The 20882-nt window shown below is 64.5% G+C and carries 23 protein-coding genes; 9 read left to right on the top strand and 14 right to left on the bottom strand.

The window, feature by feature from the left end; translation table 11 throughout:
* Positions 1-5: 5 nt before the first annotated feature.
* On the bottom strand, positions 6-1862 hold the full coding sequence (locus KPL76_RS03485) for a hydantoinase/oxoprolinase family protein (protein ID WP_216335137.1): 1857 nt from the start codon (positions 1860-1862) through the stop codon (positions 6-8).
* Positions 1863-2030: 168 nt separating this feature from the next.
* Between KPL76_RS03485 and KPL76_RS03490 the strand changes: the two genes are divergently transcribed.
* On the top strand, positions 2031-3866 hold the full coding sequence (locus KPL76_RS03490; protein WP_216335138.1) for a sigma-54-dependent Fis family transcriptional regulator: 1836 nt from the start codon (positions 2031-2033) through the stop codon (positions 3864-3866).
* Positions 3867-4039: 173 nt separating this feature from the next.
* Here the strand turns inward: KPL76_RS03490 and KPL76_RS03495 are convergent, their stop codons facing one another.
* From KPL76_RS03495 to KPL76_RS03520, 6 genes are all read right to left on the bottom strand, one after another.
* Positions 4040-4186: an alpha/beta fold hydrolase gene (locus KPL76_RS03495; RefSeq protein WP_216335139.1), complete on the bottom strand. Its 147-nt coding sequence runs from the start codon at positions 4184-4186 to the stop codon at positions 4040-4042.
* Between the two features lie 183 nt (positions 4187-4369).
* A complete protein-coding gene (locus KPL76_RS03500; RefSeq protein ID WP_216335140.1) occupies positions 4370-4621 on the bottom strand; it encodes a hypothetical protein in 252 nt (83 codons plus the stop codon).
* A 133-nt stretch (positions 4622-4754) separates the two neighbouring features.
* Positions 4755-5732, bottom strand: a complete 978-nt coding sequence (locus KPL76_RS03505) for a TIGR00341 family protein (RefSeq protein WP_216335141.1) — start codon at positions 5730-5732, stop codon at positions 4755-4757.
* 69 nt (positions 5733-5801) lie between these two features.
* Positions 5802-6755: a hypothetical protein gene (locus KPL76_RS03510; protein WP_253202151.1), complete on the bottom strand. Its 954-nt coding sequence runs from the start codon at positions 6753-6755 to the stop codon at positions 5802-5804.
* Complete coding sequence (locus KPL76_RS03515; protein ID WP_216335142.1) at positions 6752-7588, bottom strand: cytochrome b N-terminal domain-containing protein; 837 nt, start codon at positions 7586-7588, stop codon at positions 6752-6754. Before KPL76_RS03515 ends, KPL76_RS03510 begins: the two co-directional genes overlap by 4 nt.
* Entirely contained in the window at positions 7585-7752 is a 168-nt protein-coding gene (locus KPL76_RS03520) for a hypothetical protein (protein WP_216335143.1), read from the bottom strand. Before KPL76_RS03520 ends, KPL76_RS03515 begins: the two co-directional genes overlap by 4 nt.
* A 319-nt stretch (positions 7753-8071) precedes the next feature.
* Between KPL76_RS03520 and KPL76_RS03525 the strand changes: the two genes are divergently transcribed.
* Together KPL76_RS03525 and KPL76_RS03530 are read left to right on the top strand one after the other, a co-directional pair.
* Positions 8072-9082 carry a phosphotransferase gene (locus KPL76_RS03525; protein ID WP_216335144.1) on the top strand — a complete coding sequence of 337 codons (1011 nt, stop codon included), beginning with the start codon at positions 8072-8074 and terminating at the stop codon, positions 9080-9082.
* Between the two features lie 75 nt (positions 9083-9157).
* A complete protein-coding gene (locus KPL76_RS03530; RefSeq protein ID WP_216335145.1) occupies positions 9158-9889 on the top strand; it encodes an HAD family hydrolase in 732 nt (243 codons plus the stop codon).
* 76 nt (positions 9890-9965) lie between these two features.
* Here KPL76_RS03530 and KPL76_RS03535 read toward each other — a convergent pair whose 3' ends face one another.
* From KPL76_RS03535 to KPL76_RS03550, 4 genes are read right to left on the bottom strand one after another with little or no spacing between them, the layout of a single operon-like run.
* Positions 9966-10325: a cupin domain-containing protein gene (locus KPL76_RS03535; RefSeq protein ID WP_216335146.1), complete on the bottom strand. Its 360-nt coding sequence runs from the start codon at positions 10323-10325 to the stop codon at positions 9966-9968.
* Positions 10322-11755, bottom strand: coding sequence for an FAD-binding oxidoreductase (locus KPL76_RS03540; protein WP_216335147.1), 1434 nt, complete (start codon positions 11753-11755; stop codon positions 10322-10324). Before KPL76_RS03540 ends, KPL76_RS03535 begins: the two co-directional genes overlap by 4 nt.
* Positions 11752-11901, bottom strand: coding sequence for a hypothetical protein (locus KPL76_RS03545; RefSeq protein ID WP_216335148.1), 150 nt, complete (start codon positions 11899-11901; stop codon positions 11752-11754). The genes KPL76_RS03540 and KPL76_RS03545 overlap by 4 nt, the downstream gene beginning before the upstream one ends.
* Positions 11898-13322 (bottom strand): NAD(P)/FAD-dependent oxidoreductase, encoded by a 1425-nt coding sequence (locus tag KPL76_RS03550; protein ID WP_216335149.1) that lies wholly within the window; start codon positions 13320-13322, stop codon positions 11898-11900. The genes KPL76_RS03545 and KPL76_RS03550 overlap by 4 nt, the downstream gene beginning before the upstream one ends.
* Positions 13323-13521: 199 nt before the next feature.
* Here KPL76_RS03550 and KPL76_RS03555 point away from each other — a divergent pair, with 199 nt between their 5' ends.
* The 6 genes from KPL76_RS03555 to KPL76_RS03580 all read left to right on the top strand — a co-directional run bounded on the left by KPL76_RS03555 (position 13522) and on the right by KPL76_RS03580 (position 19046).
* The gene (locus KPL76_RS03555; protein WP_216335150.1) at positions 13522-13983 is read left to right on the top strand and encodes an SRPBCC family protein; all 462 of its coding nucleotides are present in this window, start codon (positions 13522-13524) and stop codon (positions 13981-13983) included.
* Between the two features lie 202 nt (positions 13984-14185).
* A complete protein-coding gene (locus KPL76_RS03560) occupies positions 14186-14866 on the top strand; it encodes a GAF and ANTAR domain-containing protein (RefSeq protein WP_216335151.1) in 681 nt (226 codons plus the stop codon).
* 29 nt (positions 14867-14895) lie between these two features.
* A complete protein-coding gene (locus tag KPL76_RS03565) occupies positions 14896-15645 on the top strand; it encodes a GAF and ANTAR domain-containing protein (protein WP_216335152.1) in 750 nt (249 codons plus the stop codon).
* A gap of 97 nt (positions 15646-15742) precedes the next feature.
* Positions 15743-17308, top strand: coding sequence for a glutamate decarboxylase (locus KPL76_RS03570; RefSeq protein ID WP_216335153.1), 1566 nt, complete (start codon positions 15743-15745; stop codon positions 17306-17308).
* Positions 17305-18894, top strand: a complete 1590-nt coding sequence (locus tag KPL76_RS03575) for an amino acid permease (protein WP_216335154.1) — start codon at positions 17305-17307, stop codon at positions 18892-18894. Before KPL76_RS03570 ends, KPL76_RS03575 begins: the two co-directional genes overlap by 4 nt.
* Positions 18895-18896: 2 nt before the next feature.
* Positions 18897-19046 (top strand): hypothetical protein, encoded by a 150-nt coding sequence (locus KPL76_RS03580; protein ID WP_216335155.1) that lies wholly within the window; start codon positions 18897-18899, stop codon positions 19044-19046.
* A gap of 5 nt (positions 19047-19051) precedes the next feature.
* Here the strand turns inward: KPL76_RS03580 and KPL76_RS03585 are convergent, their stop codons facing one another.
* From KPL76_RS03585 to sigJ, 3 genes are all read right to left on the bottom strand, one after another.
* Complete coding sequence (locus KPL76_RS03585) at positions 19052-19630, bottom strand: hypothetical protein (RefSeq protein WP_216335156.1); 579 nt, start codon at positions 19628-19630, stop codon at positions 19052-19054.
* A 55-nt stretch (positions 19631-19685) separates the two neighbouring features.
* Positions 19686-19826: a hypothetical protein gene (locus KPL76_RS03590; RefSeq protein WP_216335157.1), complete on the bottom strand. Its 141-nt coding sequence runs from the start codon at positions 19824-19826 to the stop codon at positions 19686-19688.
* Between the two features lie 108 nt (positions 19827-19934).
* Positions 19935-20834, bottom strand: a complete 900-nt coding sequence (gene sigJ / locus KPL76_RS03595) for an RNA polymerase sigma factor SigJ (protein WP_216335158.1) — start codon at positions 20832-20834, stop codon at positions 19935-19937.
* Positions 20835-20882 lie beyond the last annotated feature (48 nt).

Consider the following 20882-nt stretch of genomic DNA (forward strand, 5'->3'; position numbering starts at 1 on the left):
GTTCGTCAGGAAATGTCTGCAAGTCGCAGGTCGCCAGCGGCAGACACGGTGAAGCTCCACCCCTCCGGCACTCGTGCGGTGAAGAACGGCCCTTCGACGATGGCCGGGCCAGCAGCGGCCGCTCCGGGTGCCTGGTCATCCAGCTGGAAGACCTTCACGGTGTCGACCTGGGCGGCGGATGACCGAACCTGCCGTGTGCCACAGGCGACCGCTTCGCTCTGCCCGACCTCGGCGCCACCTTCGATCACAGGGTGCGGCAACCGGAAGATCGCCTTGAGCGAGATGATCGTGCTGGCGCCTTCTGACACCGTCGACCATTCGATCTCGCAGTCGCCGAGTTCGTGACCCTCCTGGAACATGTCTCGCGAAGCATCCAGCAGCATCGCTTCCCTGGCCAGATCGACTTCATCGGCGTCGAGATCGGTGACATCGGTCTCGTACGACTGGGCGATGTCGGAGAAGCTGATTCCATATGCCGAGAAGACGGCGGCAAGACGCGGAACCAGAACGTGCCTGACGCCCGCGATCCGTGCCGCAGCGCACGCGTTCATCGGCCCTCCTCCACCGAAGGCGGCTACCGTCGTTTCGGCGGCATCGACGATCAACGGCGCGAAGGATCCGGCGAGGCGGCGAGCGTACGTCTCCTCCATGCGGATGAGCGCTTCATCGAGACTGATGCCCAGGGGCTCAGCGACCGTCGCGGTGATGACGGCGCGGGAACGCTCGGCATCAAGCGCGAGTTCGCCGTTGAGATACGTTGCCGGGTCGAGAACGCCGAGAAGCAGGTTCACGTCGGTGATGGTGGCACGGGTGCCCCCGAAGCCGAAACAAGCCGGTCCGGGTGCCGCGCCGACGCTCTCTGGCCCGACAGTGATCACGCCATCGTGAACAGCGATGATCGAGCTGCCCCCGACGCCGGTCGAATGCACGTTGCTCATCTCGTACGAGATGTCGACGCCCTTGATGGTGCCCCGCCGATCCACGTCGATGGTCGAGTCGCGAACGACTCCGACGTCGGTTGTGGTTCCTCCGACGTCGATCATCAGCACTGTTGCCAGCCCATACGCTTCGGCGAGCGCCCTGGTGCCTTCGAGCCCTCCACGCGGGCCAGAGGAGTAGGTCTTCAGCGCGACCGACTTCGCTACTCGTGAGGAGGCTCCGTCATTGCGGTAGATCAGAAGCGGATTCTTGACCTTGTGCGCCCGCAGCCGGTGCTCTGCACTGTAGAGAAAGCGCTCCACCGTCGGGTGGAGGAAGGAATTCAGGATGCCCGACCAGATCTGGCGCGTTCGCGAGGTGTCGATCGCGAACTCCCGGGAGAAGAGAATGGGAACAGAACCGAGCAGGTGGCGGGGGAAGTTCTTCAGCATGGCCCGCTTATAGAGGTGCTCGCGCTCGAGGCTGCTTGCTGCCACAACCAGGCGCTCAGCGCCGGCCGTGGTGAGGCGGTTGATCTCGGCGACGAGATCGCGGGCGAGCTCGTCCTCTGATCCAGCCGGTGAGACGACAGCGACCCGGCCGCCGACGAGGTCATCGAACAACGATGCCGATTCCCCAGAAGCCCGGAGGGCCCCCGCGAGTCCGGGGTCGTCGGTGATCAAGCCTATGAGTGGCCCCTTCCGTTCGACGAGGGCGTTTGTGCCCTGCGTCGAGGAGTATCTGATGTGCCGGGTGCTGTGAAGCAGGCTCGGCAGGTCTTCGTGCCCGTACAGCTGCACCGACGCCTTCGTCATTGCATCGAACAGGCACTGCGAGAGGTCGACCGGTGTCGTGAGGGTCTTGGTGAACGTGAAGTCCGAACCACTTCCCACAACGATGTCCGTCAGTGTTCCGCCATTGTCGATGTTGATCAATCGGTCCATGAGCGCTCCTTTGCGTAGGTGATGAATGATCGTGGGCCGACGTGAAGCGACCCGGTTCCAAGCGTCACCCCAGCCGAGTCACGCGGCGTGTCCCACATTCGGACACCGACCCACCTGTTCTTCGGTCGTCATCAGGAGCATGCTTGCAAGGTCAACGAAGGAGTCGATATGCCCACTGTCGCTGCAAGACGGGCGAGAATCGCTTCTGCGCGCTCCGAATTCCTTCGATTCGGCAGTGCTGCAACCGAATCTGTTCCCGACGTTGTGGCGGCATCGTGGCAGCGATCGTTCTCTGCAGGGGTCGACGCATCGTCGTCGCAGGCCCGCTTTCACGATGACCTCGACGTGTCAGGGCGCCTCGTTCGCTGCTCCGATCCCGTGATCGCACGACTCGGCGACGAAGTGACCCAGATGCCTTTGAGCATCGTGCTGACCGATCACCGGGCGCGTGTCCTCAGCCGTTCCGAAACCGACCACACGATCGGAGCACTTTTGGACAAGGTGTCTTTGGCACCGGGTTTCAACTATGCCGAAGCGTCTGTGGGCACCAATGGAATCGGAACAGTCTTCGAATCGGGCCAGCCCCTCTATATCGTCGGGCCTGAGCACTTCCACGAACAGCTCCAGCCGTTCGCCTGCGCAGGCAGCCCCATTCGCGATCCGCTGACCGGGCGAGTCGAGGGGGTGCTCGACATCACCTGTCTCAGTGAAGACTCCAGCCCGCTCATGCAGTCCCTGGTGCGGTCGGCCGCGCACGAAATCGAGCACAATCTGCTTGTCGACCGGAGCCAGTGCCAGCAGGCCCTCTTCGAGACGTTCGTCAAACTCGATGCTCGCAGCAGGGGGGCGGTCATGGCCATCGGTGGATCTGTCGTGATGGGCAATGCAATCGCCCAGAACCGATTCGATCCGGCCGAACAGTGGCTGATTCACGAACACGCACGCTACCTGATGCTCTCTCCTGGAGATCCGGTAGATCGTGTCGAACTGCCGGGCGGGAAGACCGTGCAGATTCGGGGTACCCGCATCACCGTCGGCAACGACATCGCCGGAATCGTCGTCGCTGTGGAGATCGTCGCCGAATCGACCATGCCCGCGCGTTCGACTCTGCAGGTCGACCTCTCAGTTGATGTACTTTCGCCCTTCGCCGCGCCGCCGGAGGCGACGCCCGATAGCGAAGAGCCATCGATTCCTGCAGCAGGAACCGGGTCAGTCCTCTGGAATCGCGCGTCATCGGACATCACGAGCGCGTTGGCCCGTTCTCGCGTGCTGCTGGTCCGCGGTGAAGACGGGTGTGGCAAGACCGCACTGATTCTCGACATCCACCGGCGCACCCTGGGCGATGCAACGGTACACATGGTCACGCCCGACCGAGAATCCCTCGCCGAGCTCGGCCGGTTCGAGCGCGTTCGCGGAGATCGAAGGGCGCTCGTGGTTCTCACTCATCTCGACAGGCTCGATGAAGAAGGAATGCACACTGTCTGTGCCTTCCTCGGCACCAACAACCGGGCACCCGGCCTGACGATCGTTGCGACGGTGCCGGTCACCCAGCTCCCTGCGACCCCGGCCTTCACCGAATTGATGGCCTGGTTCGACGACTCTGTCACTGTCGCACCCCTCAGGCACCGGGTCGATGACATCCCTCCCCTTGTCACGAGCCTGCTTGCCAGCATGACGGGCCGCCGGTACGCAGCAGTGAGCCCCGCGGCGATGCGTCTCATTCGCCGATTCTCCTGGCCACGCAACATCCCGCAGCTCGAAGAGGCGCTTGAATTCGCTCTCGTGAGACGCCCGGTCGGGGAGATACAGGCAGAGGACCTGCCGGGTTACTGCCACAGCGAGTCGATGCGTCAACTCACCGCCATCGAAGCGTCGGAGCGAGATCTCATTGTGCACGCGTTGCACGAAGCCGACGGCAATCGCCTTCAGGCCGCTGCAGCACTGGGCATTGCCCGATCGTCGCTCTACCGCAAGTTGAAGAGCTTCGGCATCATCGCTGCGTGACTCAGACCCCGCGGTCGCTCTCTCGGGTGCGGGCAAACGTCCCAAGAATGGGTTCTATGGGGACGTTTGGCCGCACTCACCAAGCCAGGCTCAGCCAACCCCGACGGCGGGTGCGCGCAAACGCCCCGAAGACGGGCGGTTTCGGGACGTTTGGCCGCACCCGAGCCGTGGGGCTACGACGACCGCGTCGGCAGCGCAGCGAGAAACTCGTCGATCACGGCGAACGTCGCCTCCGGCTGCTCGAGGTGAGGGAGATGACCGGCGTTCTCGAGCACTGTGAGCCGGGCCGGTCGCGGGCGGGCGATCGAGCACCACCTCACTGCAGAAGGCGAACGGATGCTCGAGGCCGGCCACCCCCTCACCGCGGAGGTGCTCGCCTCCTCGTTCGGCGCACTCATCGAGCCCGAACGGCAGACACTGCTCGACTTGCTGAACAGGGTCGCGACTGACCTCTGATCGGGGCGGGCGCTGAATCGGTCAATTTCGATGAACCGGTCGGGAGCTCAGGAACCGGACGACGTCGAGTGTTGGGTCGAACGCCTGCCGGGCAGAATCTGGATGCCACCCTGCTGCGACTGGCCCCCCGAGGTGGACTGCTGCGACTGCTGGGTCGAACCCGACGTTCGCGCGGCTGCGGCCTGGGCGGTGGAGTTCCACAGCACGCCGGAGCCGATTCCGGCCACTGCGAGGCTCGCTGCGCTGACCGCGACGGTGACGCCGACTGCCCTTCTCTTTCCGGTGGATCGCGTACTCATCGTCGACAGCCCACTCTCTTCCTCGTTGATCGCTAGACCCCAGTGTGCGCCCGGATTCTTCCAGTTTTCTTAGACGAGAATGTGAATTCCTGAAGCGCCGCCACTCAGCCGCACAGCTCGCATCAGTCCGAAGTCACTTGTCGAGCTCGACGGTGTAGATCGGGATGAGGTTCACTGTGATCAGGTCTGGGGAGATGCCCTTTGCGATCAGGAGCGTCTTCAGCTCATCGGTTCCGGGCACCGGCAGAGGGCCTTCGGCACGCACGATGATCTCGCTCCCCTGTGAACTCACATCGGTGATGCGCCAGCCCACCGAACGCGACCATTCGTCGGCGACGGAGTGCACGGCTCCCTCAACCACGGCGCGGGCAGCCACGGAGGCGCTCGTCAATGAGAGCGGCGCCCCGATGATCAGCAGCATCACCAGGAGGAGCGCGATCGGGCGCCCGAGCTTGCGCTTCTCTGCGGTCTTGTCGAACTGCGTGAGCCGGTTCACCCCGTAGAACGACATCACCACGATGCCCGTTCCGATGATGGCGACCACGTTCGTCGTGAAGAGCAGCAGAGCTCCGAGAAACTGCGAGACAGAACCCGATTCGAGCGTCAAGCCGGCAACCGTGAGTGGCGGCACGAGTGAGATCGCGATCGCGACGCCGGGCAGCGTGTCAGAGATGTCTCGGCGCACCAGCGCCACAGACCCGACAACACCGGTACCGAGTGCGGCCAGCAGATCGATGAGGCCCGGCGTGACGCGCCCCGCCACCTGCGGGTTCGTGTCAGCGAGCACGTCGGGCACCACGAGCACCCCGACGAGGTAACCGATCGCCACCGCCGTGGCAGCCCCGCCCACAACGAGCAACAGCGACCGGATGAGGTTGGCCCGGTCGCCGAGAACAGTCGCGAGCATCGTGCCCATGATCGGCGTCATCAGGGGCGCCACGATCATGGCCCCGATGACGGTCGCGGTCGAGTCGGCGACCACACCCGCCGAGGCGATCACCGACGCCAGGATCAGCAGCAGCCAGAACCTCGAGTACCTGCGACTCGCGTGCGGGCCGTCGAAGAACACCGAGTCACGCATGAGTTCGGCGGTGTTGAAACGATCATCCATGATCTGAAAGATAGTGGCGTGGTGACCGGCCAGCCGGTCACCACGCGCGTTCCGCACCCGAGACAGTGCTCAGCGGCGGCGGTAGTAGTCCTTCCAGACCAGCCGCTGCAGCGGAATCCAGCGCGGCAGCGTGCGAAGGCCGGGGATGAAGGGCACAAGACCGAGCAGCAGCGTCAACAGCAACATGATCCCGACGACGAGGATGTCGGCGTTCGCCGCTTCGCCGATGGCCGGCACCTGGTACCAGAACGAGAACAGCCAGAGCCATGATTGGCCGGGGTAGTTGCCGGTCTCGTTCATCATGCCCCACTGGTCACCCGTGAGGTGTGCGGCGTCGGCGAGACCTACGAAGTAGGTGCCGTCACCGAGGAACAGGATGCTGCGGGTGTAGTCGAGGTTGAAGAAGCCACCCTCGTTCTGGATCGCCCCATCGAGCGCACCCTGCTGCGCCATGACCAGCAGCGCGTTCGTCAGGTCAGGCACCGGGCCGAAATCGCCCGCCACCACCTGGGTCGGGTCGCCGTCGGGCGCTGCCGCGAGCGCATCGGAATACGCCGAGGTCCAGGCCGCCTGCTGGTCTGGTGTGGCACTCGACCATTCACTGAGCGCGCTCGGAGGATTCGACTGCAGTGCGAGCGGACCCGTGACGAAGTCCTTCGCGGTGTCGATCGGGATCTTCACGCCCGAGAGGCTCTGCAGGTCGATTGCACCCACCGTCTGGGTCGCGTCTGGAGTGCTGTTGTACGGCGGCCCATAGCCGGCGGTGTCACTGGTTCCGCCGAGCTCAGCCGTCGCGGTCGCCACGAAGTCGGCCGGCGCGTTCGTCGCCCAACTCTGCAGTGTCACGGTCGGCTCGTCTGGGGAACTGAAGATGGCAGAGAGGCCGACCACCAGAACGCCCACCACAATGACACCCACAGTGAGTTCTTTGAAGAGGTCGTACTCGCGTTTGGCACCCGTCCACGGCCGACTGGCGATGTCGTCCTTCTTACGCCACGACATGGATGCTCGTGTCTTCGTCATCGCACACCTCCCTGCGTCTCGGTCGGAGCCACCGGCACGTTGCTCGCAGCGACCGGTTCAGGGGTGGCCGGAGCCGGGGCAGCGGTTGAAACAGGCACTTCGGCACCGCTCAGCTGGGCATCCGTCTCGGCCGCCTCGAGCGGCGGCACGACGCCATGCGCCCGAACCAGCAGCACATGCAGGGCGACGATCACCCCGACTGCCAGTGGCAACAGCACGATGTGCCACATGAAGATCTGACCCAGGTTCGCGACGTTGAACCAGGCTCCGATGCCGACGGCGTTGAGCGCGTCCTTCGCCTCGAAGGCGATCCACTGCGAATCGAAGTTGGTCTGCAGGAGGTAGCCCGTGAAGGCCGCGACGATCGAGACAGCGAACGACACGACGCCTGTGATCCACGTCAGTACACGCCCTCCGCGCCACGATGCCATCCAGTACTTTCCCCAGAGGTGCACGACCATGAAGATGAAGAAGAGTTCGACGCTCCAGAGGTGCGCGCTGTTCACGAAGTGCCCGAACGACGACACGTGGTACCAGCTCGGGCCATTCAGGCTCAGCACCACGCCCGAGACGATGATGAAGAGCAGTGAGGCGATCGCGCCCATGCCGAAGACATAGATCCACGATGCGACATAACTCGGCTGACCCTCTGGCAGGAGCTTGTCTGGTGGGAGCCGTTTGAGCATCCAACGCCTGGTCTTGCCGGTCCAGGTGTGCAGGTCTTCTTCGGGTTCACCAGGCGCCACGGGCTCAGCGCTTGTGACGGGCCCCCCGGGTTGCGGGGACTCCGCAGCGGCTCCTCCGAGCGGTGCGTCATCGATGTGGAGTGTCATTTCGATCGCCGCGTTCCGGGGAACGGGAGTACGAGGGCCAGAACGAAGAGCACCAGCATCACGATGATGACGACGAGGTTGCCCGACTGGATGAGGAAGTTACCGAAGCCGTAGTAGGTGCCCGCGCTGATGTCGGTCAGTGCGGCGAAGAACGTGCTGAGCATGGCTGTCCTGCCTTCTCGGGACACGGTGCCCCGATGCCTCAACGATGACCCCCCCGTGGGGGACACCTAGGGTACAAGGTCCCCTTTCGGGAACCGAATATTCTTCGAATCCTCACAGAAACGCCGTACAGGGTCCGCCCGAGCAGAACGCGCCGATCATCCCCCGCTCAGTCGAATCTCGGCGCTACTTAATATGGCGGAAATGCGCGGTGACTAGCATGTGAACTCCAGTGGAACACTTCGCTTCGGGGCCGCCAGCCCTCGTACAGGCGGCATTCGTGATGGAGGTGTGGGGGCACAGCGGCGGGAGCGAAACCGGATGATCGGAACCTACGTGGGGTACGTCAGCGGCGACGACCGGCTGCACGGGTTTCTGAGTGCGATCATCCACGACCAGCTCGGAATGAGGGAGCCACGGCCGGCCTTTCGAGCATTCAGGCTCAACGGCAGCAACGAGGTCTACGGCTACGAAGAGAAGTCGAGCCGTGCGCGCGTCATCTGCAAGTTCTACGGGCCCAAGTACGGGTGGGACAGAGACCGGGCGGCCCGTACAGCGAGCGACGAGTTCGAAAGCCTGCACCGGCTGCGGGGCTACGACCTGGTCGGGTCGCCGCACCATGTGATCCGACCACTCGGCGTCGACCCTGACACGAACGGAGTGCTGGCGGTCGAGTACTACGAGGGCGAGCAGTTCAGCACGGCAATCCGCCGCTGCACCGAACGCGGCGAAGACGCACACCTCTACTGGCGACTGAAGGCGTTGGCGTTCTTTCTGGCAACGCAGCACAACAAGACGGCGAACGGCCAGGCTGTCGATTTCGACACCGACAGCAGGTACCTCGACACGCTCGTCGGGCGACTTCAGAAACGCAACAAGATCGGGCAGTGGGATGCCGACGAGCTGCTCTGGCTGCGCGACCTGTGGGCTGAGCGCCCGCGCATGTGGCAGGACCAGCAGGTGTGGCTGCACGGCGACGCCACGCCCGCGAACTTTCTCTTCGGTAACGGCCTGGACGTTGCGGCGATCGATCTCGAGCGCATGGGGCGCGGTGACCGCATGTTCGACGTCGGCCGCGTCGCGGGCGAGCTGCAGCACGCCTTCCTGTCGGCGACAGGGGATGCCCGGCGAGCCGAGCCCTTCATCGGGCACTTCCTCTGGGAGTACTCCAGCCACTTTCCCGACCGCGGCGACGCATTCGCGTCGATCACGTCCCGGGCCCCCTTCTACATGGGGATGAACCTGCTCCGCATCGCCCGAAACGACTACGTGGGCTGCGATTACCGGCAGCGGTTGGTGCGCCAGGCGAAACGATTGCTGCGCGCGAGTTAGCCAGGCAGCCGGGCACTAGATTGGGGTCGACACACCGGCAGCAGAGACGGGCAGCAGAAGGAGTACGGGAGAGTCGTGGACATCAGGGCCATTGCGTTCGACGTCAACGGAACGCTGGTGAACATTCGTACCGACGAGCACCTCGACGAAGCGTTCCGCACCATCGGTCACCTGCTCACCTACCAGGGAATCGACCTGCGGCGGCATGAAGTCCGCGACCTCTACTTCGCGATCCTGAAACGCCAGCAGCGCGGCAGCGCCGAGAAGTATCCCGAATTCGACTCCGTCGGCGTGTGGCGCACGCTCGTGGAGGAGACGGCAACCGACTACACCCGGGCCCTCCCTCCAGAGAAGCTGGCACAGTTGCCCGGGCTTCTGGCGGAGACGTACCGGGGCGCGACCCGGCGGAGGCTCAAGCTGTACCCGCACGTGCGCACGGTGCTGCAGGGCATCCATGGCGGCCTGCCGATGGCGATCGTCACCGACGGGCAGTCGAGTTACGCGCGAGGCGAGCTGCACAAGGTCGGCATCGCTGGTTATTTCGGGCCGATCGTGGTGTCGGGCGACCATGGGTACCGCAAGCCAGACCCGCGGCTGTTCCAGCTGGCCCTCAGCGGCATGGGCGTGGCGGCCGAGCACACCTTGTATGTGGGCAACGACATGCACCGAGACGTCTACGGGGCGCAGCAGCTCGGCATGAAGACGGTGATGTTCGCCTCAGACCAGGGCACGAAGAGCTACCGCCACTGCGTGCCCGACCACACGATCCACGACCATCGCGAGCTGCTGGGGCTGCTCGGGCTCTAGCTGCGCGCGCTCGGGTGCGGGCAAACGGCCCGAAACTCGTCACGGTGGGGACGTTTGGCCGCACCGCGACCAGCGGTCAGAGCGTTGTCACGATGTAGAGCTTGCGGAGCGACTGATGCACAGTCCAGACCGTGCGGTCGCCTGCACGCAAGGTCACAAACGAGCCCGCAGCGATCTCGACAGGTGGATGATCGTTGATAGCGAGGCTCGCACGCCCGGCGAGAATGAGGCACACCTCGTCGACTTCCACGTCGCGTGCGGCGCCTTCGCTCATCTCCCAGATTCCAGCCTCGACCGGGCCGGCAGACTCGAAGAGCAGCAGGGTGCGCGTCGAGGGATGGCCGCCGACCACGTCAACTTCGTCGATCGGTTCCCAGGGGGCATCCGCGGTATTCGTGTCGCGCACGCGGTCGAACTCTTCGTTCATTGGGGTCATGAGTCGAATCCCAGCCCGAGGGCATCGAGTGAACGCAGCAACAGGTTGCGACGGCCCGCGCGATGATCGGCACGGTCGAGCGACCAGCGCGTGAGGTTGATGCCGATCGAAGCGGCCGGCTCCGGCGGGAAGGGCAGCGGGCGCTCCCGCACCATCCGCAGTTCGGTGCGCTCGGTCTGTTGCCCAGACAGCAGGTCGAGCATCATGTCTGCCGCGAATCGGCTGGCGCCGACGCCGAGCCCGGTGAACCCAGAGGCGTAGGCGACGCGGCCCGCGCGGGCCTTACCGAAGAAGGCGCAGAAACGGGTCGAGGTGTCGATCGGGCCCGCCCAGGCGTTGGTGAACCGGATGCCTGTCAGCTGTGGAAACGTCGTCAACACGTGGCTCGCAAGCGTCGAGAAGCTCGCCGGGCGCTCTTCGTATGAGGGCCTGACCTTGCCGCCACCGTAGTAGACCGCGTCGTACCCGCCGAACAGGATGCGGTTGTCGCGGCTCAGTCGGTAGTAGTGGAACTGGTTGGCCAGGTCAGCGATGCCCTGCCGGTTCGACCAGCCGAGCGCTGCGAGTTGCGCGTCGCTCAGGGGTTCGGTCATCAGCACGTAGTCGTAGACCGGAACAGTCATGCCGCGATTGCGCTTCAGCAGCGACGGGAAGACGTTCGTCGCCAGAATCGCGCGGTCGGCCCGCACCACTCCGCCGGCTACCGTGCGCAGAAGTACCCCACTCCCGTCGTTCTCGAGGCCGGTGACCCTCGAGTTCTCGAAGATCTGGCCGCCGAGTTCGGTGACAACACGAGCGAGTTCTGCGGCGAGCTTGGCCGGGTGAACCAGAGCTGTCGACCGCTTGTCCCACGCCCCTGCGAGGTACGTCGGCGAAGCGACCTGGGCCTGCACCGCAGCGGAGTCGAGAAACCCGTCGCCCGGGGCGATGTCACGAATCCACTGCACCTGGTGCGGCTCGACCGCGACGGTCAGCGTGCCCGTGCGTTCGAAGTCGCACTGCATGCCGTACCGCTCGACCGTGCGCTCGATGTCGTCGAGGTTCTCTTCGCCGATGCGCCGCAGGGCATCCATCTCTTCGGGCCAGCGGTTCTCGCCGTTCTCGTCGCCGTGCGTGATGCTGGCTTCGCAGAACCCGCCGTTGCGGCCGGAGGCCGCCCACGCCACACGGCCCGCTTCGAGCACGACGACCCGGGCATCCGGATCTCTCTCGAGCGCGCGCAGCGCCGACCACAGGCCGGTATAGCCGCCGCCGACGATCACCAGGTCGGCTTCGATCGTGCCACTGAGAGTCTCGTACCGGGCGCGCGATGCGGCGATGTCATCGAGCCAGAAGGCGCTGCGGCGGGCGCCGGCCAGCGCATGCTCGATGACGAGATCGCTCGGGCGTTGCCGTTCGAAGACGGTGTCGTGCGCCTTCGGCGGGGTCACTGCGTCACCGGCGTCTGCGTCACCGGCGTCTGCGTCACCGGCATCTGCGGCACGCAGGTTCGCGGCGCGGAGAGGTGCGACACGAGCATCCGCTCTACAGCCGCGTGCGCGAGGCCGAACCGGGCGCCGAAGTCAGTGCCGGTCATCCGACACGGCTTTCAGAGGCGTCGGGCTCGTCGGCCACCAGGCTCGAGGCGGTCTCGGCAGCCAGGCGTCGCCCGACGCGAATCGCGCCGTCGACGTGCTGATACCCCTCCGCGGCGAGGTCGCTCGAGCCGAACCGCAGCGGCCCGACGGGCTCGAGCTGCAGGGCGCCGTAGCGCGTGAGCCCGCCGAGGTCGAAGCTCGCCGCATACGCACCCTGCGTCCACTCTTCTGCCGCCCAGTCGCTCTCGAAGTAGACCACCGGTTCGAGCGCCTTCGGGCCGTAGTACGCAGCGAGCGACTGAAGGATGCGCTTCTTGCGCTCTGCAGCAGACAGCGAGAACACCGAATCGGCCTTCTCATCGGAGACGAACCCCACGAGCGTGCCCCGCGTCTCGCCGTGGTTGGTGTTGTCGTACGCCTCGTGCACCACCTGGTACGGGCTGAAGGCCGTCGCCGAGAGCCCGTCTTCGCGCCAGAATGGGGTCTCGTAGGTGGCGTGCACCTTGATCACGAGGCCGAGCGACTGGTGTTGCTGCATCTGCTGGCGCAGGCGCGGCAGGTTCGGCGCATACTCGATGCGGTTGTAGAGGTTCGGCGGCACCGCCACGATCACGCGGCGCGCCGTGACGGTCAGCTCATCGGTGGTCACCTCGACCGGCTCGCCCGGCACTGCGTCGCCCTCGAGCGCCGCCGACGACCACTGAATTCGGCGCACCGGATGCCCGAGCCGCACATCGTTCGCATCGAGCTGTTCCGCCAGCTTCAGCGGAACCTGCTGAAGCCCCCCGACCACGCGTCGGTCGAGAATGAAGTCGGCGTCGACCAGGTGGCTGAAGCTCCCTGCGCTGGCCGCCATCAGCAGCGCCTGCAGCAGCGAGAACGTGTGCGCGGGCTTCGTGAGCATGGCGTCGGCGATGAAGAGGGAGATGTTCTCGCGCGCCTCGGCGTCGTCGCTCTGCTGGATGAGCCACGCCGCAAACGAGATCTGGTCGAATTCGGATGCCCGGGGGTGCGCCCACGGAGCCGCGGGGTCGGTCTCTGCCACGAGTTCATCGAGCACCCCGACCATCCGTGTCATTTCGGCTTGGGTGTACGCACTCGCCGGAAAGATGTCGCCCGTGAAGCGCTTGGCCACGCCGTCTGCGCCGATGTAGACGCTCTCGCCCTCGCGGTACCGTGGGTACGTCTCGAGCCCGAGTTCATCGAGCGTCTCGAGCAGCACAGTTTGGTCGGGCGAGACCCATTGGCCGCCGATCTCGTAGAGCTGGCCCTCGATGTGGTCTGTGCGGAGCCGCCCACCGACGCGGTCGCGCGCCTCGAGCACTATGACAGAGAGGCCTGCGCGCTGCAGGTGCACCGCCGCCGTCAGCCCCGTCGCTCCCGCTCCGATGACGACGACATCTCGCTCCAGCGACTCCATGACAACTCTTTCCGTAGCAATTCGACCGAAACAAGGAGAAAAACGCACCCTATAAGACAGTATGGCGGTGCTTCTCGTCGGTTGCCCCACTTTGCGCTCGTGGGTGCGGCCAAACGGCCCGAAAATCGGGATCTTGGGGACGTTCGGCCGCACTCATGGGTCTCGATTGTTCTGGCGGCCACCTGCAATAATCCTCGGCATGACTGAATACGGCATAGTCGAGCGATCTATCGTGATCGACGCTCCCGCTGACCGGATCCTGCCGCACCTCACCGACTTCCACCGCTGGGTGTCGTGGTCGCCGTGGGAAGGCACCGATGCGGAGCTGAAGCGAACGTACGCCGGAACCGACGGTACCGTGGGCGCCTCGTACGAGTGGGACGGCAATCGTAAAGCCGGCGCGGGAACGATGACCGCAACATCCATCGCCCCCGATTCGTTCGACGTGGCGCTCGCCTTCACGCGGCCATTCAAGTCACAGAGCCTCGTGCACTTCGCCCTCGAACCCGCGGGCGCGTCGACGAATGTGGTCTGGACCCTGAAGAGCCCGAAGACCGCCATGTCTCGCATCGTCGGCCTGGTCATGAACATGGACAAGGCAATCGGCACAGACCTCGACAAGGGCCTCGCCTCGCTGAAGCGCGTCGTCGAAACGGCCTGACGCCGACCTGATCAGTTCGTGCGGGCAGAAAAGCACCCAAAAATCAGGTTTTGGGTGCTTTTCTGCCCGCACCCAGCCCCCGCATTCGCCCTGGACACTCTTTCGAAAGCGGTAGGGTGAGGCCAGGGGAGGGTCGCCTTCCCGGACTCTTTCGATCGCTGCCGGGGTTCTCTGATCGAGCGATGTTTCGATGAAGGTCCGCATGCCCCCGGCCCCGGCGCCAACACACGATGTGGCGAGCGACGGTTCCCTTTGTCTGCCCTTTGTCAGGGACCTTGGCGTCTCTGGCGCTTCGATCTCAGTGGTGGGGTTCGGTGGCCGTCAATCGTCCATCTGTTCCAGCGGGGCGTTTGCCGCCCGGGCGGATGCTCTGCAATTCGATCTGGGCGAAGGTCCGCGGTGGGAAGCGCTTTCGTCACGTACGCCGGTGCTGTGCCCTGACCTGACCGGCAGCGAGAACACCTCGTGGCCGATCTTTCTCGCTGCCGCTCGGGAACTCGGCGTCCACGCCGTATTCTCATTTCCGATGCTCATGGGAGCGGCGCTGGTGGGCGTGGTCGATCTGTATAGTGTGGCAACGGTGACCTCGGACCCTGCGTTCGTTGCACAGGCAAAACTCCTGACCGGCCGGGTCGCGAGCGCGGCCGTACAGAAAGCCCTTCACTCGGCTGAAGACCATCGCTCGGATGAATCGATCTTGGCGCCGTCGCTCCGTCGCGAAGTACATCAGGCGACCGGGATGATCATCTCCCAGCTCGATGTCTCCGCATCCGAGGCGTTCTCGCGCCTGCAAGGCTACGCGTTCGCCACCGGAGCCACCCTGCAGGATGTCGCCCACAAAGTCGTTGCGCGAACCATCGACTTCGCCCGCCTCCCCGACTGAACGAATCACTGAGCAGAAACTAGGACCCTATGGACGGCACCTCCCGCGAAGCCCAAATCAATGCCGCATTCGTCGCGGTCGCCGACACCCTCACAACCGACTACGACATGGTCGATCTGCTTCACACGCTGGTTCAGGAGTGCGCCGGGATACTGGGTATGAAGGCGGGGGGACTGATGCTGGTCGGCGGCGACGGCGAACTCCAGCTCATGACATCGACCAGCGAGGCTGCCGGGTTTGTCGAAGTGATGCAACTGAATGCTGCAGCCGGCCCCTGCATCGACTGCTTTCGCACGGGCGTCGCCGTCTCGGTGAAAGACATCGCTGCACCCTCACGGTGGCCGGCGTTCCAGAAAGCAGCACTGGATCAGGGGTTCCACTCCGTTCTGGCGACACCGATGAAGTTACGGGGCAAGATCATCGGCACGATGAACCTGTTCGGTGCGACTCCCGAAGAGGTGACCGGGCGTGATGCCGCAGTCGCCCAGGCACTCGCCGATGTGGCGACGATCGGGATCCTGCAGGAGCGCATCATCCGTGAGGGTCACCTGATGGAGGAGCAACTTCACCGGGCGCTCGACAGCAGGATCTTGATCGAGCAGGCAAAGGGCGTGATCGCGAACGAGCTCACTCTCAGCATGGACGACGCGTTCCAGCTGCTCAGAAAATTCGCCAGGGACCACAATCTCACCATCAGGTCAGTCGCTGAAAGCGTCAGCAATCGCCAGGTGAGCGTCAACCAGATCGTCGCGACGACCCCTGCTCAGAACCGCGGCTGACCGGCCCTCGTCGGCGGTCTGCTCGGCCGTGCTACAGTCCCCTTAGTTGCTCCAATCCCCGGCAGCGGATCACCTTCCGTCCCGACCGAGGATTTCAATGACGAGCAGCGACAGCACCACCCGCACCAGCATCCCCGATGGCACCACGAGCGAGCTGGCTCCGAACGAGCTCCGCACCGCGCTATCGTTCGATCCCGACTCCCAGCAGAGCGTGCACCAGAACACGGCGGGCCCTGGCGAATGGAAGCTCGACGTCGCCGTCGACAACGAGCTGGACGATGTGTTCGCCAGCACGCCGATGACCACGGGCGCGCCGAAGACACGATTTCCTGTTGCCGAACAGGAGCCGCGCGATGTCTATCAACTCGTGCGCGACGAGTTGATGCTCGACGGCGTCGCCCGCATGAACCTCGCAACATTCTGCACGACGTGGGTGGAGCCCGAGGTACGGCAACTGATGGCCGACTCGCTCGACAAGAACATCATCGACAAAGACGAATACCCCCAGACGGCCGAGCTCGAGACCCGATGCATCCACATGCTCGCCGACTTGTTCCACTCGCCAGAGGCCGCGACGACCATCGGCACCTCGACCACCGGGTCGAGCGAAGCGGCGATGCTCGGCGGACTCGCCGCGAAGTGGCGCTGGAAGGCCCGTCGCCAGGCCGCGGGCAAAGACACGACGAGGCCGAACATGGTCTGCGGCCCCGTGCAAGTCTGCTGGGAGAAGTTCGCTCGCTACTTCGACGTCGAGATCCGACAGGCCCCGATGAACGCCGGCAACATCATGACTCCGGCCGAAGCCATTGCCCTCTGCGACGAGAACACCATCGCGGTGGTGGTCACCTTCGGGCAGACCTTCACTGGCAAGTTCGAAGATGTCGACGCGATCAGTGCCGCTCTGGATGATCTGCAGACCCGCACCGGGCTCGATATCGATATTCACGTCGACGCGGCCAGCGGCGGCTTCGTCGCGCCATTCTGCGCCCCGGGCATCCGGTTCGACTTTCGCCTTCCCCGGGTCAGATCGCTGAATGTCTCCGGACACAAGACCGGACTCGCGCCCCTCGGCAGCGGCTGGGTGATCTGGCGTGAGGCAGCCGACCTGCCCCAGGAGTTGGTCTTCAACGTGAACTACCTCGGCGGCCAGCTGCCCACGTTCAACCTGAACTTCTCCCGCCCGGGCGGGCAGGTCGTCGCGTCGTACTACAACTTCCTTCGACTGGGCAAAGAGGGGTACCGAAAAGTGCAGTCGGCAACGTATGCGGTCGCGAAGCACCTGAGTGCGGGCATCCGGAGCACGGGCCGTTTCGACATCGTCTTCGATGGCGACCCGCTGAAAGGCATTCCCGCGGTCACGTGGAAACAGAACAGCCAGGAATGCCCATTCAACCTCTTCGATCTCGCCGAAGAGCTTCGGACCCGCGGTTGGCTCGTACCCGCGTACACGCTGCCGCCCGACCAGCAGGAGGTGACCGTGCAGCGCATCATCGTGCGCCACGGCCTCAGCATCGACATGGCCGATCTGCTGCTCACCGATCTGCGGCACGCCATCGCTAAACTGGATGCCCGGCCGCCGTCTCGGCCGCTGACCGCTGCTGAGGCACCGAGCTTCAGTCACACCGGCACCGTCGCGGTTCCCGATGCGCTGGTGCTCTCGTGAGCGAGAAGCCCGCGAAGCGCAGTTCGTTCGAACCGAAGCGCCGGAAAGTCGTCATGACGGTTCCCACCGTCGCGTTCCTGACGGCCGCAGCGGTGGTGACGAGCCTGCGCGGGTTGCCGGTGATGGCCAAAGAAGAACTGACGATGTTCGTGTACATCGGGTTCGCCACCATTCTGTTCCTCATTCCCGCAGCCCTCATCTCGGCAGAGCTCGGCAGCGCCTTCGCCGACCGTAAGGGTGGGGTCTACACCTGGATCGGTGAGGCCTTCGGCCAGCGCTGGGGCTTCGTGGGCATCTGGTTGCAGTGGATCCAGAACGTTGTGTGGTACCCGACCGGGCTGGCCTTCGCCGCTGCAGCCGCCGCCTACGCACTAAACCAGGCGGGGCTCGCCGAAGCTCACATCTACGTCGGTGTGTTCTGCATCGTCAGCTATTGGCTGGCGACGCTCCTCGCCTTTCGGGGCAACGCGATGCTTGCGCGAGTTGCGAAATACGGCTTCATGGTAGGCACGGTCGTGCCGGGTGCAGTATTGCTGGGGCTCTTCATCTACTGGGCAGCGACCGGCCACGCCATGGGCTGGGCGACAGCGACCGATCCCGCCGTGTCGACCACGGTCGGAGACGTGACTACGCCGCGGCTCCTCCCACTGCTCACCGGGCTTGGCTCGCTCGCCTTCCTCGGCAACATCATGCTGCTCTTCGCAGGTGTCGAGGTCCAGGCCGTGCACGTGCAGGACATGAAGAACCCGCGCCGGGGTTTCCCTGCGGCGATGCTACTCGCGTCGGCGATCTCAGTGGCCGTCTTCTTGTTCGGTTCGATCGCCCTTGCTGGCCTTGTGCCGTACAACGACCTCGTCTTGCAGACCGGTGTCTTCGATGCGATGCGCACGGTGCTCGTCGGCCTCTGGAACATGAACTGGCTCCTGCAGATCCTTGCCGTGCTCGTCTGTTACGGAGCGCTCAGCGGCGCGCTCGCCTGGATCTCTGCGCCGAGCCGGGCGCTGCTCACCACCGCGCACGACGGCCTGCTGCCCCCCATTCTGCAGAAGACCAACAAGGTGGGTATCCAGCGCAACATCTTGATTCTCCAGGCAATCATCGTCACGGCTGTTTCGTCGATCTACCTGTTCACAGCTGACGTGAGCGGGGCGTTCTTCCTCATCTCCACCGTCACGATCAGCCTCTACATCGTGATGTACATGTTCATGTACGCCGCGGCAATCCGCCTCCGATACACCCAACCCGACCTGCCTCGCGCCTTCCGGATCCCGGGAGGCAAGCCGGGGATGTGGATCGTCGCAGGAATCGGGTTTCTCGCGGTGGCGTTCTCCCTCCTCGTGTCATTCTTTCCGCCGACCCAGCTTCCCATCGGGAATCCGACGACGTATGTCGCCCTTGTCGCCGGCGGCCTCGTGGTCTTCGTTGCCGCTGCGCTGCTGATATTCCACTTCAAGAAGCCGAGCTGGCGTGCCGCAGAGCACGACCAGGGGCCCCGTGAGAACAGCTTTGCGACTGTGGCACCGACCACCCCGGTGAATCCCCCGAACAACACAACCGACCGTCAACCGGTCGAGACAGGCGTCTGACGATGACCGACACAACACCAGAGCGGTCCGACCGCATCGAGAGCGCAGAAGACGCGCTGGAGGAGCAGATCGTCAACGAACTGCTCCTGGCTCACGGACTCCTTCAGCTTCCTGATGCCACGCCATCAGACGGCCCAGCTCCGGCACCGTGAACCAGCTATGACCGACGCACCGGTACTCTGACCGTCTCGCGGCGACTGTAGAACTCGATGAGTGCGCCAGAACCGCCATCGGCATCGGCTTCTTCTCGGCGGCGCGTGCGCGGTTCGCCGTTCATGAACACGTCGGTCGTCGTGAGGATCACCACAGTGGGGTTCACACCAGCGACGGCCCAGCCTGTGCGCTCGCTCATGATTGCGAATCTCGGGGCCGGCAAGACGTTCTCCACAATCAGTGCGAGCAATGCAAGCAGCGGAGACGGCTCCTCGAGCAGGGCCAGCTCGACGGTGTTCCCGGCGGCGAGCGATGCTGCGGCATGTCGTGCGATGCGCGGGGTGCCGCAGCTCGGCGCACACACGATCATCGTGGAACCTATCGGTGCCGTGCCCGTCAACACCAGTTCGTCTGCGGTGATTGTGAGCATCACGGGATGCGTGGCTCTGCAGAGGTCGGCCACCGAGAAGAAGTAGTCGGCGACTCGCGTTATCTCCGTTGTCGAGCCCGCAGATCTCTTCGTCGACGTGACAGCACTGCCACCATTGATCAGCAGTTGTTCACCGATCTGCCTCAATGCCACTCGCATCAGCTGAATGCCAGCGCGCTGAGCAGGGCGACCCTGTTCGCTGGGCCGTTCATTGGTCGTGATTCGCCGACGTCGGCTCGAACTCGACCTGGAACGACGTGGTTCCGGTGAAGAGCACGTTGCCCGGGTCGCTCCAGCCGATGACGACGGCGATCTCTTCACTGTTCGGGTCAGTGCGCGTGGCTACCATGAGAATCCCTGCTTGAGGACGGCATATATCCGTCGCCAAGGATTGGAGCAACTATCTGGACTGTAGCAGTTCAGTGGCGCGATTCGGGGGCCGATTCTGAAGTCGTGGTCAGTTCCAGAGGGTGAGCTTGTCGGGGTTCAGCACCATACGAACATTCGTAACCAGTCCAGCGCCGACTTCGAGCGTCACGACGCCTACAATGCGTCCCTCTCTCCAAAGAGCGAATCCGAGCCCGTCGTTCGTCTGCTGCTCGAGCACGTCAACTCCCCCGCCCTTGCTCAGCACGCCCAACAGGAACCTCGAAACTCGGTCGGCACCAGAGACCGGGTGGCGCGCCGCAGAGACTCTACCGCCCCCGTCAGAGCTCAGCACCACGTTCGGGTCGAGAGTGCGGATCAAGGACAGAAGGTCTCCTGAGCGGTTCGCTTCGGCGAACGCGCGCACGACCCGGTCGTGCTCTGGCCTCGGTACGTCCCGGGTCTTCTGCATCTGCACACGAGCGCGCGCGGAGGTTGCGAGCTGGCGGCAGGCCGCGGGCGACCTGCCCACGATCTCGGCGATCTCCGCGAACGGCACGGCGAACACGTCGTGCAGAACGAAAACCACGCGCTCGGCTGGAGTCAGGAGTTCGAGCACCAGGGGGAGCGCCGTGCTGACCGAGTCATCCAGTGTGACGCGGTCGAGCGGGTCGACGGGCAGGCTGGCGAACGTCGAGACCGGCAGGGGCTCCGGCAACCACGGCCCGACGTAGCATTCGCGACGCGCCCGCGCAGACCCGAGCATGTCCAAGCAGATGCGGCTTGCGGCGCGCGTGAGCCAGGCGGCGGGTACGTCGACGCGATCACGGTCGGCCTGCGCCATTCGGTACCACCGGACGTAGGTCTCCTGCACGGCGTCTTCGGCCTCGGTGAGGGTACCGAGCATCCGGAATGCCAGCGAAAGCAGCTGACGGCGTTCACCGATGAGCTCGGCGTCGATATCGCTCTCCGCTGCATCGTATTCGGTCATGAACCCAACTCCTCTTACCGTCACGACGATGCAGAGGCTGCCAATGTG

Origin of the sequence: Subtercola sp. PAMC28395 (assembly GCF_018889995.1) — a bacterium.
Taxonomy (GTDB): Bacteria; Actinomycetota; Actinomycetes; order Actinomycetales; family Microbacteriaceae; genus Subtercola.